Genomic DNA, 16,654 nt, shown 5'->3' with positions numbered 1-16,654 from the left:
ATATTTTATGTATGAATTGGAAATTTTTTGTTGTATAAATACGAATAAAATGGTAAAATATAGAACTATTAGATAACAGTAGAATAATAATTAAATAAATGAACTAACAACTGGTGAGAGGGATAGTTTTTCTTCAAGAGCCTCAGGAGCATATGGTGATGGTACTATATGAAGTAGGGTATTAAGTATAAAGGAGTATATTATGAGTTTGAAAAATGTAATTATTATAATAACATTATTAACTTTATCTTTTGGTGTAATGGGATGTGAAAGTTTAGGAATATCTCAAGAAGAGGAGATTAGTAGCGGAGAATACAAGCTAGAAACAATAAAGATGAACGAAAAAAATTTTAATGCACTTGGAAATAAGCAAGCAACGGATATAAAAAACATAGTTGAAAACTATGGAGTCGAAACAGTTATTGGGCTTACTGATACTGAAGGGGCACAAGTGTTTTTTTTATAAAGATGAAAATGGATTACTAACGGGTGAAAAGGGTAATGTAGTGGGAACGCTTCAGGATTTCAAACCTAAAGATGGAGGAAATAATAAATATAAAATAAGTTATAAAGCAACTACAAGTGATGTTGATGATAAGCTGCTTTATTCTGTTATTATAATCATTACCTATCCACCTAAACAAGAATTTAAATTAGATAATTTTAAAATGTTCAAGGAAATTTTACAAGTTGTTCATGGAAAAGATTACGATGTTACCTCCCTGGAAACAAGTATTCAAGAGCATATATTAACAGTTCAACCTGGAGAAATAAAATCACGTGGAAGTGAAGAAGTAAATTCTTTTAATGAGGCACTTAGCTTTTCCAATCAAAAAGATGGGGCAGTTGAGAATAGATTAACCTATATCTTAACATATAAAAATTAAGTAAATAAGCATAGGCTGTTTTTAGCCTATGCTTATTTACTGTACCTTTTGATAGATTTATTCTATAATTAAGATATTAAATTGTATACAAAGGATGATAAATAATGAATTATAAAGAAGCTATGGAATACATACAACAGATTGGAAATTTTGGATCGAATTATGGATTAGAGAGAACCTATAGATTACTTGAGATACTTGGCAACCCACAGGATAAACTAAAGCTTATACATATCGCAGGTACAAACGGGAAGGGATCTACAACTGCAATGGTAACAGCTCTTCTAAGGGGCAAAGGATTCAAAGTGGGGATGTACACCTCACCCTATTTAGAAGAATTTGAAGAGAGAATTCAAATAAATGGACAGAATATACCAAAAAGAAGATTAGGACAATTAATAGATAAGGTGAAAGAAGCAGTAGATATGGTAGTTTTAGAAAATTTAAACCATCCTACAGAATTTGAGATTATAACCTGCTTAATGTTTCTATATTTTTATGAAGAAAAAATAGATTATGGAGTAATTGAAGTAGGTCTTGGTGGAAGATTAGATTCAACTAATATTATAACCCCAATAGTTAGTGTAATTGCCTCAATTAGTTATGATCACATAAATATCCTGGGAAATACTTTAGAGGAGATAGCTTATGAAAAGGCAGGGATAATTAAAGAGGGCGTACCTGTTTTAGTATATCCTCAAGAAAAAAATGTTCTTCAGGTAATTAAGAAAAAGGCATTAACGATGAATTCAAAGATTTATATGATAAATAAAGAAGATGGTAGATTTGTAAGAATGGTAAATGAAGAAAAGATCTATCAGGTAGTAGAGGTTGACTTAAAAGGTGAGATTTTACAAATAAATCTTCCGCTTTTAGGAGAACATCAGATAACAAATCTTTTACTGGCACTTAGGACTTATGAAGTTATATGTAAAAAAGAAAATCTAGAATTTAATGAAGAAAAAGTAAAAGAATCAATAGCTAGTGTTAAATGGATTGGACGTCTTGAGGTTATGATGCGAGACCCTTTAGTTGTAATAGATGGAGCTCATAATATTCAGGGAATAAAAGCTTTAGCGCAAAATGTTAAAAAATATTTCAAATATAATAATATGTATTTATTATTAGGCATACTTGCAGATAAGCAGGTTCATGAAATGGTCTGTGAGATAACACCTCTTGCTAAAAAAGTAATAGCTCTTACACCACTAAGTGATAGAGCGGAGCTGGCTGAGGATTTAAAGAAAGAGGTTATGCTATACAATACTAATTGTATAGCAGAGGAAAGCTATGAAAGGGCATTAGAAATGGCTTTAGTCGAAGCAGATAGAGATGATATTATACTTATTAGTGGCTCCTTATACATGATTGGAGACATGCGAAAGAAAATTAGAAATAAATTAAATGAAAGTATAGGAGAGAAATAAATTATGAAAGTTTATGTATTAGATACTGGTTGGTTAGAGTGTGACAAAAATTCTATGGTAGCAATGTCTAAAGCAGGCATAAAAAATGAGCCTAGTGTAAGAAATCAATGGATTAAAATTCCGGTGATGGCGGTTTTAATTGATCATCCAGATGGAAAGATTTTGTATGATTTAGGAAGTAATCCAAAAGCTATGGAAGGATATTGGCCAGAGGGGCTATGCAATGTTTTTCCTTTTTATAAAGAAGATTTTCAAAGCTTAGAAAAACAATTAGAACTGTGTAATACTAAACCCGAAGAGATTAAAACAGTTATTCTTTCTCATATGCATTTAGATCATGCTGGAAATTTAGACTTATTCAAACATGCTGATATTTATGTACACAAAAAGGATTTTGAATATGGACTTACTTTAATACATTCAAGTACTGATCCTAATAAACATGGAGCTTATATTAAGGCAGATTTAGAAGTGCCAGTAAAACAATATCATTTAGTAGAAGAAGACTTTGAATTTGCTAAAGGAATAGACGTCATAACATTACCAGGACATACGCCTGGAATACTAGGTTTGGTTCTTCATCTAGAGAAGGATGGTACATTAATATTCCCACAAGATTGTATATATTCATCAGAAAATTACGGACCTCCCGCAAAGGCTTCAGGACTTATGTATGATAATTTAGCTTACTTTAACTCTATTGAAAAGGTAAGAAAGCTTGAAAAGAAATATAATGCTAAAGTTATGTTTGCACATGATATGCCTTTCTTTAAAACAATAAAACATGCTCCAGAGTGTTATGAATAGATAGAAATATGCACATCAAAGGTTTAAGTAGGAACAATAGAAAAATTAATTTTCGGAAAAAATATAAATCAGTAAGCAAGAGAAATCTTACTTGCTGATTTTATTTTTTAGAATATGCATGTCAAAATAATTTGAATATGACTTGAAAGGGCTATTTTCAATTAATTGATAGCTTTCCATTCCTTTAAGGCCTCTGCAAATTGATCAGGACAAGAAGTTCCACGACCGTTACAATCAATTCCTTCAAGCTTTAAAATGGCATCCTCAACCTTCATATCTTTAACGAGTGAAGCAAGTGCACTTAAGCTTCCGTTGCAACCTCTAGTAAATTTAACTTCCTTTATTACACCGTTCTCAATATTAAAATCAATTTGTGTAGAGCATGTCCCTTTTGTTTTGTAAGTATACATAATGTTATTCCTCCTAGTGTTTATTGTATTATATAAGTATATATTGATGCCCAGAATAAATAAAGTAAAAGATTATGAGGAAAGTTGTCCCATCAACTCTGTGAGCACATATATTGTAAGTGAAAAAGGTTTCCTAAAGGGGGTCAAAAGGTGAAATCTATTATAATTTGTAATACAGCTGCAGATAGCTTAAGCAAGGTAAGCTTAAATGATTACTCAGTAAAAAATATCCCCTTGGATTCAGGAGAAGGAAGAGTTGGGCCTCATGGTGTTGATTATTATAGGGGTAATATCATTACTGCAAATAATTATAGTAACAGCATATCTATAGTTAATTTGCTGGATAATAGGGAAGTCAAAAATATTTATGTAGGTGCGCATCCTAATGATGTTAAAGGATATAAGGATAGCCTTTACGTCGTTTGCGGAGAATCTAATTCTTTAAGCATAATAGATATGAGTACTGAAAAAATGATATTTGAAGTTTCCTTAGGAGAATATCCTCATAGTATTGATATTGACCAAGATAAATCTATAGCTTATGTTAGCAATATGGATGGTAATTCAGTATCTATAATTGATTGCGTTAACAATAAGGTAATAGACACTATAACATCATTAGAATGTCCAACAAAAATCTTGCTATCTAAGGATAAGAAAATATTATACCTTTGTGAAAGTTATCTGGGAGGTGATATAGATGGATACATTGATATTATTTCTACAGATAACAATAAAATTATTAGAAAGATAAAGGTAGGAGAGGCTCCAATTGATTTGTGGGAAGAGAATGGAAAACTCTATGTTACAAATTTTAATGAGGGGTCGTTAAGTATAGTTGATGTTCAAAAGGGCAGGGAAATTAGAAAAATATTTGTAGGTGGAATGCCTAGAGGAGTAATAAAATATCAGGATGATATATTTATAGGTAATTATATGGAGGGTACAATAAGTAAAATCAATCTAAAAGAGAGAATAATAAAAACCATAACAGTAGGCAAGGAGCCTAATGCTATGGTTCTTGTTGACCATCCTTAGAAAATAGTAAATTAATAATATTAGTATATATATCAGAAGGATTGTTTTGCCACTTTGAGCAAAGTGTGATAGCCTGCTTTTTTGTAGGCACTGAAATTTTTAATTCCATAAGAGTCGAATTATCCTCAAGAGCCTTAAGATCAACTAAGAAACTATCGTTTTTTTCTAAAGTGTAATCACTTTGAACAGTTAATTCTTTTTTTATTAAATCAAGTTTATCGTTAAGATAATTATTAACAATAGTTATCTTAGAAGGAGAAATTCTGTCCTTAAAGAAGGAGAGTACATTTTCTCCTTTTTTTGTTATAGCTAAAAGCTTTTTTTCATTAATATCCTTATAGGATATAAACTGAGATGAATCAAGTTCACTAACGTATTGCTGAAGAGTAAAATAATTAATTAAGTTATTTTCTAAAACCAGTTCAGTTAATTGAGTATTTGAAATTGGTCTATTTAAAACCTCTAAAACATATAAAAGTAAAAGCTTGTTCTCAGCTAATTCTGTTGTGTTTTCAAACATAAGAAACCTCCATTTTTATGAAAGTATATGTGTTCATTATATCATAAAAATCAGGTGCGTGAATATAAATTTAAAGATAGAAATGCTAGGAGTTTTACAATGTGAGATGGAGACGATTTAGAGCAGTTTTTACAATAATATTAATATTTAGTTTAATAGGAGGTTCTTATTTACTTAAGGAGGACAATATTCAGGCCAGCAATGAAACTTATGAGCTTCCTATATTTAAAGTTGATAGAGAAGACAAGGCAATCTCATTAACATTTGATATAAATTGGGCTCAAATAGATTACATTAATAGCATATTAGATACCTTAGATAAATATAATGTAAAAGCCACATTTTTCATAATGGGCGGTTGGGTTAACTACAGTGATGAAAACTTAAATAAGCTAAAGTTGATTGATGAGAGGGGGCATGAGATAGGGAACCATAGCTATATGCATCCTAGCTTTACTAAGATAGGGGAAGGTAAAATAATGGAAGAACTTAAGAAAACCGATGAAATAATTGAAAAAACCATAGGTAAAAAACCAAAGCTTTTTAGGTTTCCTAGTGGAGATTACAATGATCTATCTTGCAAGATAGTAGAGGAGGCTGGGTACATTCCGATACAATGGGACGTAGATTCTGTTGATTGGAAAGAACAAGGTGAAGAGGTAGAGTATAGTAGAGTAAAAAAGAAAATTAAGCCAGGATCTATAGTATTGTTTCATAATAATGCTAAATACACTCCTAGTAATTTAGAAAAACTATTAAAGGAGTTTAGTGGTGAAGGATATAAATTTATGCCGGTTGGTGAGTTAATATATAGTGAAAACGCTTATATTGATAAAAATGGTATTCAATTTAGAAAATAATTCTAATTTATATTGAAAAGTAATGATTTTATGTATTATAATGGAAGTATATACTTGTGGGGTATTCTTTATTTTAGAATAAGTTAGCACTAAGGGAGAAAGGGGTTACAAATGGATAATTTAATGGTAAATAACAAAATATACCTTGAGGGGAAAGTAGCATCAGAACTTGAGTTTAGTCATGAAATGTATGGGGAGGGTTTTTATAGCTTTAACATAGAGGCTATGAGATTAAGCGATTCAGTAGATTATTTAAATATTACCGTTTCAGAAAGACTGTTAAACGAACTTGATTTAGCAATAGGTAAGGAAATTATAGTAGAAGGTCAATTAAGATCATATAATAAATTTATGGATGGTTCAAATAAATTGATACTTACTGTGTTTGCTAGAAATATAGAACCTTGTATTGAGAGAAGTAAAAATCCTAATGAGATTTATTTAGATGGATTTATATGTAAAGAGCCTGTATATAGGACAACTCCCTTTGGACGAGAGATTGCAGATGTATTACTAGCAGTTAATAGGGCATATAATAAATCTGATTATATACCAACTATAGCATGGGGAAGAAACTCAAGATTTTGCCAAACTTTAAGTGTTGGAGATAATATAAAGGTATGGGGAAGATTACAAAGTAGAGAATATCAAAAGAAGATATCTGAAACTGAAGTGATTAAAAAGATTGCCTATGAAGTTTCTGTATCAAAAATGGAAAAGGTAACAAAAGAAGAATCAGCTTCTAATGAAGAAGCTGGAGCTGTATAAAATTTATAAATATAACACAAAGCAAAGTTAATCATAAAAAAACACATAATGACAAATCTTCAATTTAAAAAGCAGCATTTAGGCTGCTTTTTTATGTATTAATTTCTTAAGTCATTAAGTTGTTTAGTCTTAGACCGAGTTTTCATATCTACTTTTTTTACTATTTTACCAGGAACTCCTGCAACTAACATATTAGGAGGAACATTTTTAGTGACAACACATCCAGCAGCAACAACAGCACCTTGTCCAATAGTTATTCCCTCTAGTATAACAGCATTAGCACCAATCAAGACATCGTCCTCAATGACACAAGGATCGAGACTAGGAGGTTCTAAAACACCAGCAATAATAGCTCCAGCACCAATGTGAACTCTTTTGCCAATTTTACCACGAGCTCCGATAACAGCATTCATGTCAATCATGCTTTCTTCTCCTATTTCAGCTCCTATATTAATAACAGCTCCCATCATAATAATTGCATTCCGTCCAATAGTTACAAGATCTCGTATAATTGCACCTGGTTCTATCCTAGCATCTATTCTAGATAAATCTAGCATGGGAATTGCAGAATTTCGTCTATCACTTTCTATTCTAAAACATTTTATTAAATGTTTATTATCTAAAATAACCTTAGCAATAGCAGTACATTCTCCTATTAACATATAAAATCCAGTAGAACCATACCATTCAGTATCTTTAAAGTCTGCATTACTTAAATCTCCATTAATAAATGCTTTTACAGGAGTTGATTTTTTGGAATCTTTTATATATCTAGCTATCTCAAATGGATCTGATAAATCATAATTCATACATTACCTCTCTATAAATTGCTCTTACTACTATAGTTATGTTTGTATATAAAAAATTTACCAAAAAAATAAAATAAAAATATAATATACAAAAAAAAGCTCTCTATCTCAAGAATTTGAGATAGAGAGCTTTTTAGATATTAAAGGCCAATTACATCATCCATAGAGTAAAGACCAGATTTTTTTATATTGCTCATGTATTCACATGCTTTAAGAGCACCAACTGCAAATACCTCACGAGAAATTGCCTTGTGAGTAAGTTCTATAATTTCACCAGTACCAGCAAAAATAACTTCATGATCACCTACAATAGAGCCACCTCTAATTGCATGAATACCAATTTCAGTTTCTTTTCTTTTTGAATTACCTTCTCTACCATAAACATATTCTGTGGGTTGAGTTAAAGAATCTCGAATAGTGTCTGCAAGAAGTATAGCTGTTCCACTTGGTGCATCTACTTTTTGATTGTGATGTTTCTCAACTATTTCAATATCGTAGTTTCCATAAAGTAATGGAGCTACCTTTTTTAAAAGAGAATTAATTAGGTTAATTCCAAGGGACATATTAGCTGACCTAAATAGTGGAAGAGTCTTGCTCTTTTCATCAATTAGCGCTAAATCCTCCTTAGAGAAACCAGTTGAGCAGATAACTAAAGGTTTTTTAGTCTTGTCAGTTAAAGCCAAAAGATTAACTAGAGCATCAGCTCTTGAAAAATCTAATAGAACATCATAATCTATATTTACGTCTTCAATGTTTTTGAAAATAGGAAAACCTAATTCAGCTGGAAATTTATCAATACCAGCCACAATTTCGATATTTGGAAATTGTGAGGTAGTTTCAAAAACCATTTTACCCATTTTTCCAGAGCATCCGTTTAAAATTACTTTAATCATATGTGTATCTCCTTAAATTAACTTGTATTCTTCTAAAGTTGATCTTAATATTTCTTTTTTAGTAGAGTCCATATCATATAATGGAAGTCTAAGATTACCAACTTCTTTTCCCATCATGTTAAGAGCAATCTTAACTGGAATAGGGTTAGTTTCTATAAACAAACAATTTGATAATTTTAAATTATCAAGTTGAATAGCTAAGGATTCTTTAACATTACCTTCTAAATATGTCTTAGCTAAATTATGAACAGTTTTTGGAATAATATTTGCAAGTACAGAAATTACTCCTTTTCCACCTAAAGACATTATAGCAACAATTTGATCGTCATTACCTGAATAAATATCAATAGAATCCTTACATAGAGCTTTAATCTGAGCAACTTGACTTATATTTCCACTAGCTTCTTTCACAGCGACTATATTAGAAGATTTTGATAACGTTAATAGTTCTGTTGGAGATACGTTCATTCCTGTTCTGCTTGGAACATTATAAATAATTATTGGGGTATTTACAGCCGCACTAATTGTTTCAAAATGTTTTATCAAACCCCTAGAATTTGTTTTATTATAGTATGGTGTAATAACAAGAAGTCCATCAACACCTACACTTTCAGCATATTTACTCATTTCAACTGAGAGTAAAGTATTATTCGAACCTGTTCCTGCGATTACTGGAATTCTTTTATTTATAACATCTACGGTAAACTTAATTACTTCTTTTTTTTCTGTCTCCGTCATAGTAGTTGCTTCACCAGTTGTACCACAAACAATTATAGCATCAGTACCTTCAGCAACATGCCAGTTCAATAATTCTTTTAATTTTTCAAAATTAACTCCTTTATCCGTAAAAGGAGTTACAATTGCTACACCAGAACCTTCAAAGATTGACATTTGAAATCCTCCATTCTTACTTGCTTTCTATCATTAATTCAGCAATTTGAACTGCATTTAAAGCAGCACCTTTTCTAATATTATCTCCTACAACCCAAAGATTTAGACCGTTATCTATACTGAAGTCTCGTCTGATACGTCCAACATAAACATCGTCCTTACCTGTAACTTCAAGGGGAGTAGGGTATTTTAATTCATCTACATTATCATATACAGTAACACCCTTTGTGCTACCTAATAGCTTGAATATATCAGAAACTTCAAATTTTTTATCTAACTCCACGTTTATACTTTCACTATGGCTATTTAATACAGGGACTCTAGCAGTAGTAGCTGTAATCCTTAATGTATCATCGTGAAGTATTTTTTGAGTTTCATTTATCATTTTCATTTCTTCCTTAGTATAGCCGTTTTCCTCGAAAACATCTATATGAGGCAAGACATTACCAGTTATAGGGTATGGAAACTTCTTAGGAGCAATGCCCTTATAACCATTCTCTAAATCTTCTATTGCTTGTATTCCTGCACCTGATACAGCTTGGTATGTAGAGTAAACTACTCTTTTAATACCATAAGTATCCTGAAGTGCTTTAAGAACTGGCATTGCTTGGATTGTTGAGCAATTAGGATTAGCAATAATTCCATTATGCCATTTAATATCTTCAGGGTTAACCTCGGGTACAACTAGTGGTACCTTTGGATCCATTCTCCAAGTACTACTATTGTCTATGACAACAGCTCCTGTTTTAGCAAATTTAGCTGCAAATTCTAAACTTGCATCTCCACCTGCAGAAAATAAAGCAAAATCAAGTTTTCCAGTCTTACTATTGATTGTTTCATCACAAGTTTCCTCAATAACATAATCCTTTCCCTCAAACTGAATTGTTTTACCTGCTGATCTTTTTGATGCAAAAAGATACAAGTTTTTTATTGGAAAGCTTCTTTCAGCTAATATTTTCAAGAACATTCGGCCAACATTTCCAGTAGCCCCAACGATTGCAACGTTATACATTTAAATCCCTCCTAAATTGTGTAAAAATATATTTCAATACATACCTTTAAATGTGTAATATATTTCATACATACCTTTAAATATAGAGAAATATGGCCAAAATATCAAGTGTTATGGTAAAATAGTTGAATTTTTTAATAAAAGAATAATAAAATATATATGGGGAACAATAGATTTGTATATTAAAGAAGGAGTGAAAATTATGGGAAATACACTGCTTAAAAAAATAATTAAGGCAAAGATTAAGGGAAATAAGGAACTCACAAAAGAAGAAGTTCTTCGAGAAAAAATAAAATATGAAATAGCTGAGGAACTTGGACTTCAAGATAAAGTGACCTCATTAGGATGGGGTGGCCTCACTGCAGAGGAAACAGGCAGAATAGGAGGAATAATGACAAAAAGAAAAAAAGAGTTACATATTCCAACTAACGATGTAATCCTTGGTAGAAAATCAATTGACTTAAAGGTTAAATAGATTTAATATAATCTGTAGTAAAGATTAAAACTACTGGAGGCAGATTATGGCGTATGGAGAATTCGCAAAAATTTATGATGAATTAATTAATGAAGATATAGATTACGATATGATAGCAAGAAGACTAAGGTCGATAATTAGCAAATATAATGTAAAATATGAAGATTATCTTGATTTAGCATGTGGAACAGGAAATGTTACAGTAAAGATGGCACAGGATTTTAAAAATTCTTATGCCGTTGATTTATCCGATGATATGTTAGCAAAGGCTTATGATAAACTGCAAAAGACAGGATTAAATACTAGAATTATAAATCAAGATATGACGCAGCTTGATTTAAATCATAGTTTTGATGTTATAAGTTGCGTTTTGGATTCAACTAATTATTTAATAGAGGATGAAGAATTAGAAGCATATTTTAAAGGAGTTTACAGTCATCTTAAAGATGGAGGACTATTTTTGTTTGATATAAATTCTTACTATAAATTATCTAAAATATTAGGTGAGAATACATATACATATAATGAAGACAAGGTCTTTTATACTTGGGAAAATTCATTTGAGGATGATATAGTTAATATGTTTTTAACCTTTTTTATAAAAAAAGGAGATCTATATGAAAGATTCGAAGAGGAACATTTTGAAAGAGCCTATAGAGAAGAAGAAATAGAATCTAAATTAAGAGCATGTGGATTCACTTTATTAGGTAAGTATGATGGTTATGAAGATGAACCGGTAAAAGAAGAAAGTGAGAGAATATTTTATATAGTAGGCAAAAATATGGAGGTAGAAATTAATGAAGGATAAAATAGTAAGAGGAATAGCGAAAAATGGAATGGTTAGAGTTATCGGAGGTATTACAACCAACTTAGTTAATGAAGGAACTAGTATGCATGAATGTACTCCAGTTGCGTCAGCAGCTTTTGGTAGAATGCTAACAGCTGGAGTTCTAATTGGAACCACATTAAAATCAGAAAAAGAAGTAGTTACATTAAAAATAGATGGTGGAAATTGTGCAAAGGGAATAACTGTAACAGCCCACTCAGATGCATATGTTAAGGGATTTATAGGTAATCCATTTATAGATTTACCTCTTAACGATAAAGGAAAACTAGATGTTGGTGGAGCTATAGGAACAGATGGAATATTATATGTAATAAAGGATTTAGGATTAAAGAATCCATATGTTGGACAAGTACCAATACAAACTGGTGAAATAGCAGAAGATCTTACTTATTATTTTACAGTGTCCGAGCAAACACCATCAGCAGTATCTTTAGGGGTATTAGTAGATAGGGATTTATCAATTAAAGCAGCCGGTGGATTTATTATACAAATGATGCCAGATGCAGATCCGTTACTCGCAGACTTATTAATGTATAGATTAGAGGAAATACCAGCTATTACAACTATGATAGATGATGGAAAAACTGTTGAGGAAATACTAGAATTGATTTTTGAAGACATGGATTTAGAAATATTAGAGTCAATTGAACCTAAATATGTATGTGATTGTTCTATAGATAGAATAGAGAAAGCTTTAATTAGTATAGGGGAGAAAGATTTACAAGAAATATATGATGATGGAAAAGAAGAAGAAGTAGTATGTCATTTCTGTAATAAGAAATATAAATTTACGAATGAAGATATTAAAAATTTGCTGGATTCAGCAAAGAAATAAGAACCTATAAAGCTAGTAATCAAGAAATTGAGATTACTAGCTTTTTTTGACCCAAAATTGATATAAGAAGAATGAAATGTAAATCCCCTATATTTATGATATATTATACCTATATAGGGGGGGATACTATGCTAATTTTAAGCGGAATTATAAATTGTATTGCTATATTTGTTTCAATTAAAGAATTAGGATTAGTAACAATTAATAAAAAGAAGCAATGGTATATAATGCTTATTATAGGAAGTTTGACAATAATAGGAGCCTATTTTTCTCAAAGCATATCACTGGTATTATTATTTGGGTCTATACTGATTTTCTTGTTATTAGAAAGAAATAGTATTTTAAATAGTTTAGTATCAATTGTAATAGTACTTTTTATTACATTTATACTTGATATTATTATTGGATCTATTTTTGCAAAGATTATTGAGTATTTTAATATTAGTGGAATAGATAATTTTATTGTTAAGCTAATTAATTGTTTGGTTTTTTTATTTTTTATGATTATAACTTCAAAAAGGATTAATAAAATTGCAATAAATTTGGAAAGAAAAGGTTTTAAAGCTATAAATGTCTTTAAACGCAAGTCTATATCAATTATTGGTTGTATAGCAATAATAATAATATTTTTTCTTAATCTATTTGTTATAAATAATAGTCAAACTAGTTATAATTTTTTCGCATTAACAATAACATTTGCAATGAGTTACTTAATTATAGGTGTAATCATAGTATTTGTTATTTATAAGAGTATGAAAAGTGACGTTGAATCAAAAACAAGAGAAAAGGAATTAAAAACTATTACTATTTATAATGAAAATCTAGAATCTTTATATACTGATATGAGGAAATTTAGACATGATTATGTAAATATATTATCTTCTATGGCTAGTTACATGGAAGAGGATGATATGACTGGGTTAAAGGAGTATTTTAATAAAAAGATTATTCCATTAGGAAAAGATATGAATGCGAAAAACAAAGAAATAGGGTTATTACATAATATAGCCATAAAAGAGATAAAAGGAGTAATTTTAACAAAGATAATCCAAGCACAAGAGCTTGGAGTGGAAGTGATAATTGATATAGCGGAGATTGTAGAAGAAGTGAATTTAGATGTTATTGATTTAAGTAGATGTATAGGTATTTTAATTGATAATGCATTGGAGGCTACAGTTGTTTGTGAAAATGGTAAGCTAGAGATTGGATTTATTAAAAGAAATAATGCCGTAATGATAGTAATAGAAAATTCAGTGCAGGGGGAAGCTCCTCCTATTCATAAACTATTTCAAAAAGGTTTCTCAACAAAGGGAGAGGATAGAGGTCTTGGATTAAGTACTCTTAGAGAAATTTTATCAAAATATCCAAAGGCATCTTTAGATACAATTATTGAAAATAATAAATTTAGCCAAATTCTAGAAATATACTAAAGGGGTAAGAGGATGTTAAAGGTTTATATTATAGAAGATGATAATAATCAGAGAGTGAGATTAACTAAGTATATAGGTGAAAAAATAAAACAAAACAACCTACAGTTAGAAATAACTTTAAGTACTGACAAAATAAAAGAGTTAATTTCAAAGCTAGAAGGTAATGGAGCACGAGGAATATATTTTATAGATATTGATTTGGGACAAGATATAAATGGGTTGGAATTAGCAGAATTTATAAGAAAATATGATCCTAATGGATATATTATATTTGTTACTTCTTATAGTGAGTTGAATAGATTAACTTTTAAGTATAAGGTTGATGCTATGGATTTTATTGTTAAGGATGATTTTCAAGAAATGGCTATGAGGGTAGAGGAATGTTTGATTAAAGCTAATGAATTGGAAAAAAGAATTAGTGGAATATCTAAAGAGATGTACATTGTAAATATGGGGGAAAAGAGTATAGAATATGAAAAGAAAAACATTCTATTCTTTAAATCGAATTCTAGTTCTCCAAAGATAATTTTGCATGGAATAAATAGACAGATTGAATTTGATGGGAATATCAAAGATATAGAAAAAGAGGTTGGCGATAACTTTTTCATGGTGAATAGGACTTCATTAATAAATTTAAATAAAGCAGAAACTATATCTGAAAATGGTAATTATATTTTAATGAAAAATGGAGAATCTTGTAAAATAAGAATTAGAAAAAAGAGTAAGCTGTTAAAGTTAATAAAATTAAATTCCATTAATCAATAAAAGGTAGCCTTTCGGCTACCTTTTTAATAAATTAAATTAAATTTCCACCATATAAGGTTTTCTTTTCAATCGAAATTCCAAAAGTTTTTTCGTAAATTCTAATTCCAGCAAGTTCACTTGGGGTTACTAAAGATATAGTAATTCCTGTATGATTTCCTCTAGCAGTTCTACCAGCTCGATGTAAGTATTCATTTGTATTACCTGGGAAGTCTAGATTTATTATATGTGTAATACCTTCAATATCTAAGCCTCTAGCCGAAATGTCAGAGGAGACAAGTATATTTATCTTTCCAAGCCTAAAGCTTTCAAGTGCATTTTGTCTCTGCTCTTTAGTAACACCTTTATGTATAGCAAAGGTAGCTTTGTTATGAAAGTTTAATTTTTCTGCAATAAGATTAATTTCATATGCCTGATTAACGAAAACCAAAGCTTTCTCTGGATCAGTTGCAGCAATTAATTTTCTTAACACTTCGAATTTATCTCTTGCGGCAACTTCTATGTACATATGCTCTATATTTGGATTCAAGGATGCTTTGCCTTGGCTTTTAATAATGAGAGGGTCATCATGCATAAGTTCCTTAGCAGTAACCATTGTCTTTTCATTAACTGTAGCTGAAAAAATCATAAGTTGTCTATCTCTCATAGTGGTTTTAATAACATCCTTAACCATATCAGAACTTGTATTGTCTAGTAGGTTATCAGCTTCATCTAGGACTATAGTTTTTATAGTCTGAGCATTAATTTTCTTCTTTTTCTTAATTAAATCTAAAACCCTACCTGTAGTACCAACGATAATATGTGGCTTAACATCCTTAAGCTTTTTTATTTGCTTATCTATGTTTACATCTCCAATTACTGACATGGAGGTAACAGGGATTTCTGAGTTTAGAGCTAATAATTTAATTTGTGCCTCAATTTGCATAACAAGTTCATGGGTTGGAGCTAGGATAAGAACTTGCATCTCTCTTTTAGTAACATCTATTTTTTGGAAAATTGGTGCTACAAAGGCAAGAGTTTTACCGCTACCTGTGTGAGCTTCACCTATAACATCTTTGTTTTCAAGAATCCCTGAGATTGTTAAAGATTGAATTTCTGTAGGAGTATCTATTTCCTGTTTTGCTAATCCATCTATTATATTTTGATTTAAACCTAATTCGCTAAAAGTTTTCATTCTATTCTCCTTTATATGTATTCATAACTTTTATTATAACATTTTCAAGAGAAATATCGAGAAAAATATTATCTTTCGCAGAATATAGTGATATTAAAAAAATTATTTGATATAATATAGAATATATAGAAAGGACTGATACTATGGAAATAGGAAGAGTAGGAAGAAGTGCAATTACGCAAGAAAGAAAAGTTGTTTCAAGTAGACAAGATTTTTCCCAGAATCTTAATCAGGAAAAAGAAAAGAAATCTCATGAACAACTTAAAAGAATGGTCGATGATATAAAGTCAAAAGGTAATAGGCTTGTTATTACAAAAACTTATGCAGATGTTAATTCGTATAAAAAAATGATTAAGCAATACTTAGAATCAGTACTTCAATACATGTATGACACTAAAAAAGATATAAGCTTTTGGCAAACCCAGTATTTTATAACTGTAGATACTGTTGATGAAAAGCTTGGAGAACTTACAAGTATGTTGCTTGAAGACGAGAAGGGAAATTTAGATATTGCAGCTACTATTGATGATATACAGGGGTTAATTGTCGATATTTATAGATAAAAGTATAGAAGGAATCATATTTAAAGTATGGTTCCTTTTTGATTTTCCCCCTTAAAGCTCTGTATCAAAAAGATGTTGTTTATGATTAGGTTAATATATGTGAGATAGCTAAAGATTTTACTTTTATAAGTACAAAAAAATAAGAGTGAATAAAAGTTAGAAGAAAGAAACAACATTTAAGTAATACAGAGCATTAAGAGTAGAATATACTAGTATAGTATAAATATTTTAGCAATAACTTTGGTA

Annotated in this window: 20 protein-coding genes; 13 read left to right on the top strand and 7 right to left on the bottom strand. The window is 30.2% G+C overall.

Translation table 11 applies throughout. The features are described from left to right. Positions 1–202 precede the first annotated feature (202 nt). The 4 genes from CLVI_RS10610 (at position 203) to CLVI_RS10595 (ending at position 3,121) form a co-directional block, all read left to right on the top strand. The gene (locus tag CLVI_RS10610) at positions 203–466 is read left to right on the top strand and encodes a hypothetical protein (RefSeq protein ID WP_106060107.1); all 264 of its coding nucleotides are present in this window, start codon (positions 203–205) and stop codon (positions 464–466) included. Next, entirely contained in the window at positions 405–887 is a 483-nt protein-coding gene (locus CLVI_RS10605) for a hypothetical protein (protein WP_207655362.1), read from the top strand. The genes CLVI_RS10610 and CLVI_RS10605 overlap by 62 nt, the downstream gene beginning before the upstream one ends. A 104-nt stretch (positions 888–991) precedes the next feature. After that, complete coding sequence (locus CLVI_RS10600; protein ID WP_106060105.1) at positions 992–2,314, top strand: bifunctional folylpolyglutamate synthase/dihydrofolate synthase; 1,323 nt, start codon at positions 992–994, stop codon at positions 2,312–2,314. 3 nt (positions 2,315–2,317) lie between these two features. Continuing rightward, on the top strand, positions 2,318–3,121 hold the full coding sequence (locus tag CLVI_RS10595; RefSeq protein ID WP_106060104.1) for an N-acyl homoserine lactonase family protein: 804 nt from the start codon (positions 2,318–2,320) through the stop codon (positions 3,119–3,121). Positions 3,122–3,282: 161 nt separating this feature from the next. Here the strand turns inward: CLVI_RS10595 and CLVI_RS10590 are convergent, their stop codons facing one another. Then, entirely contained in the window at positions 3,283–3,531 is a 249-nt protein-coding gene (locus tag CLVI_RS10590; protein WP_106060103.1) for a TIGR03905 family TSCPD domain-containing protein, read from the bottom strand. 150 nt (positions 3,532–3,681) lie between these two features. On the opposite strand from CLVI_RS10590, the gene CLVI_RS10585 reads away from it, so the two are divergent. Continuing rightward, positions 3,682–4,569: a YncE family protein gene (locus tag CLVI_RS10585; RefSeq protein WP_106060102.1), complete on the top strand. Its 888-nt coding sequence runs from the start codon at positions 3,682–3,684 to the stop codon at positions 4,567–4,569. On the opposite strand, the gene CLVI_RS10580 is transcribed toward CLVI_RS10585, so the two are convergent. After that, positions 4,544–5,089, bottom strand: a complete 546-nt coding sequence (locus tag CLVI_RS10580) for a DUF4364 family protein (RefSeq protein WP_106060101.1) — start codon at positions 5,087–5,089, stop codon at positions 4,544–4,546. The genes CLVI_RS10585 and CLVI_RS10580 overlap by 26 nt on opposite strands. A 101-nt stretch (positions 5,090–5,190) precedes the next feature. Here CLVI_RS10580 and CLVI_RS10575 point away from each other — a divergent pair, with 101 nt between their 5' ends. Together CLVI_RS10575 and CLVI_RS10570 are read left to right on the top strand one after the other, a co-directional pair. Beyond that, positions 5,191–5,949 carry a polysaccharide deacetylase family protein gene (locus CLVI_RS10575; protein WP_106060100.1) on the top strand — a complete coding sequence of 253 codons (759 nt, stop codon included), beginning with the start codon at positions 5,191–5,193 and terminating at the stop codon, positions 5,947–5,949. Positions 5,950–6,060: 111 nt separating this feature from the next. Further along, on the top strand, positions 6,061–6,717 hold the full coding sequence (locus CLVI_RS10570) for a single-stranded DNA-binding protein (protein ID WP_106060099.1): 657 nt from the start codon (positions 6,061–6,063) through the stop codon (positions 6,715–6,717). Positions 6,718–6,815: 98 nt separating this feature from the next. On the opposite strand, the gene dapD is transcribed toward CLVI_RS10570, so the two are convergent. From dapD to CLVI_RS10550, 4 genes are all read right to left on the bottom strand, one after another. Continuing rightward, positions 6,816–7,526: a 2,3,4,5-tetrahydropyridine-2,6-dicarboxylate N-acetyltransferase gene (dapD, locus tag CLVI_RS10565; RefSeq protein WP_106060098.1), complete on the bottom strand. Its 711-nt coding sequence runs from the start codon at positions 7,524–7,526 to the stop codon at positions 6,816–6,818. Positions 7,527–7,666: 140 nt separating this feature from the next. Further along, positions 7,667–8,419: a 4-hydroxy-tetrahydrodipicolinate reductase gene (dapB, locus tag CLVI_RS10560; RefSeq protein ID WP_106060097.1), complete on the bottom strand. Its 753-nt coding sequence runs from the start codon at positions 8,417–8,419 to the stop codon at positions 7,667–7,669. A 12-nt stretch (positions 8,420–8,431) separates the two neighbouring features. Next, positions 8,432–9,310: a 4-hydroxy-tetrahydrodipicolinate synthase gene (dapA, locus tag CLVI_RS10555; protein WP_106060096.1), complete on the bottom strand. Its 879-nt coding sequence runs from the start codon at positions 9,308–9,310 to the stop codon at positions 8,432–8,434. A 16-nt stretch (positions 9,311–9,326) separates the two neighbouring features. Then, positions 9,327–10,322 (bottom strand): aspartate-semialdehyde dehydrogenase, encoded by a 996-nt coding sequence (locus tag CLVI_RS10550; RefSeq protein WP_106060095.1) that lies wholly within the window; start codon positions 10,320–10,322, stop codon positions 9,327–9,329. Positions 10,323–10,524: 202 nt separating this feature from the next. Between CLVI_RS10550 and CLVI_RS10545 the strand changes: the two genes are divergently transcribed. The 5 genes from CLVI_RS10545 to CLVI_RS10525 all read left to right on the top strand — a co-directional run bounded on the left by CLVI_RS10545 (position 10,525) and on the right by CLVI_RS10525 (position 14,674). Beyond that, positions 10,525–10,797: an alpha/beta-type small acid-soluble spore protein gene (locus tag CLVI_RS10545; RefSeq protein WP_106060094.1), complete on the top strand. Its 273-nt coding sequence runs from the start codon at positions 10,525–10,527 to the stop codon at positions 10,795–10,797. Positions 10,798–10,843: 46 nt separating this feature from the next. After that, entirely contained in the window at positions 10,844–11,605 is a 762-nt protein-coding gene (locus CLVI_RS10540; RefSeq protein ID WP_106060093.1) for a class I SAM-dependent DNA methyltransferase, read from the top strand. After that, positions 11,595–12,479, top strand: coding sequence for an Hsp33 family molecular chaperone HslO (gene hslO, locus CLVI_RS10535; protein WP_106060092.1), 885 nt, complete (start codon positions 11,595–11,597; stop codon positions 12,477–12,479). The genes CLVI_RS10540 and hslO overlap by 11 nt, the downstream gene beginning before the upstream one ends. 128 nt (positions 12,480–12,607) lie before the next feature. Next, on the top strand, positions 12,608–13,909 hold the full coding sequence (locus tag CLVI_RS10530; RefSeq protein ID WP_170065644.1) for a sensor histidine kinase: 1,302 nt from the start codon (positions 12,608–12,610) through the stop codon (positions 13,907–13,909). Between the two features lie 12 nt (positions 13,910–13,921). Beyond that, entirely contained in the window at positions 13,922–14,674 is a 753-nt protein-coding gene (locus CLVI_RS10525; protein ID WP_106060090.1) for a LytR/AlgR family response regulator transcription factor, read from the top strand. A gap of 31 nt (positions 14,675–14,705) precedes the next feature. On the opposite strand, the gene CLVI_RS10520 is transcribed toward CLVI_RS10525, so the two are convergent. Continuing rightward, the gene (locus CLVI_RS10520; protein WP_106060089.1) at positions 14,706–15,845 is read right to left on the bottom strand and encodes a DEAD/DEAH box helicase; all 1,140 of its coding nucleotides are present in this window, start codon (positions 15,843–15,845) and stop codon (positions 14,706–14,708) included. Between the two features lie 143 nt (positions 15,846–15,988). Between CLVI_RS10520 and CLVI_RS10515 the strand changes: the two genes are divergently transcribed. After that, positions 15,989–16,408, top strand: coding sequence for a YaaR family protein (locus CLVI_RS10515; RefSeq protein ID WP_106060088.1), 420 nt, complete (start codon positions 15,989–15,991; stop codon positions 16,406–16,408). The last annotated feature ends 246 nt before the right edge of the window (positions 16,409–16,654 follow it).

The sequence above is a fragment of the Clostridium vincentii genome (assembly GCF_002995745.1).
In the GTDB taxonomy this organism is placed as follows: domain Bacteria; phylum Bacillota; class Clostridia; order Clostridiales; family Clostridiaceae; genus Clostridium; species Clostridium vincentii.
This window is presented reverse-complemented; position numbering and strand designations above follow the sequence as displayed.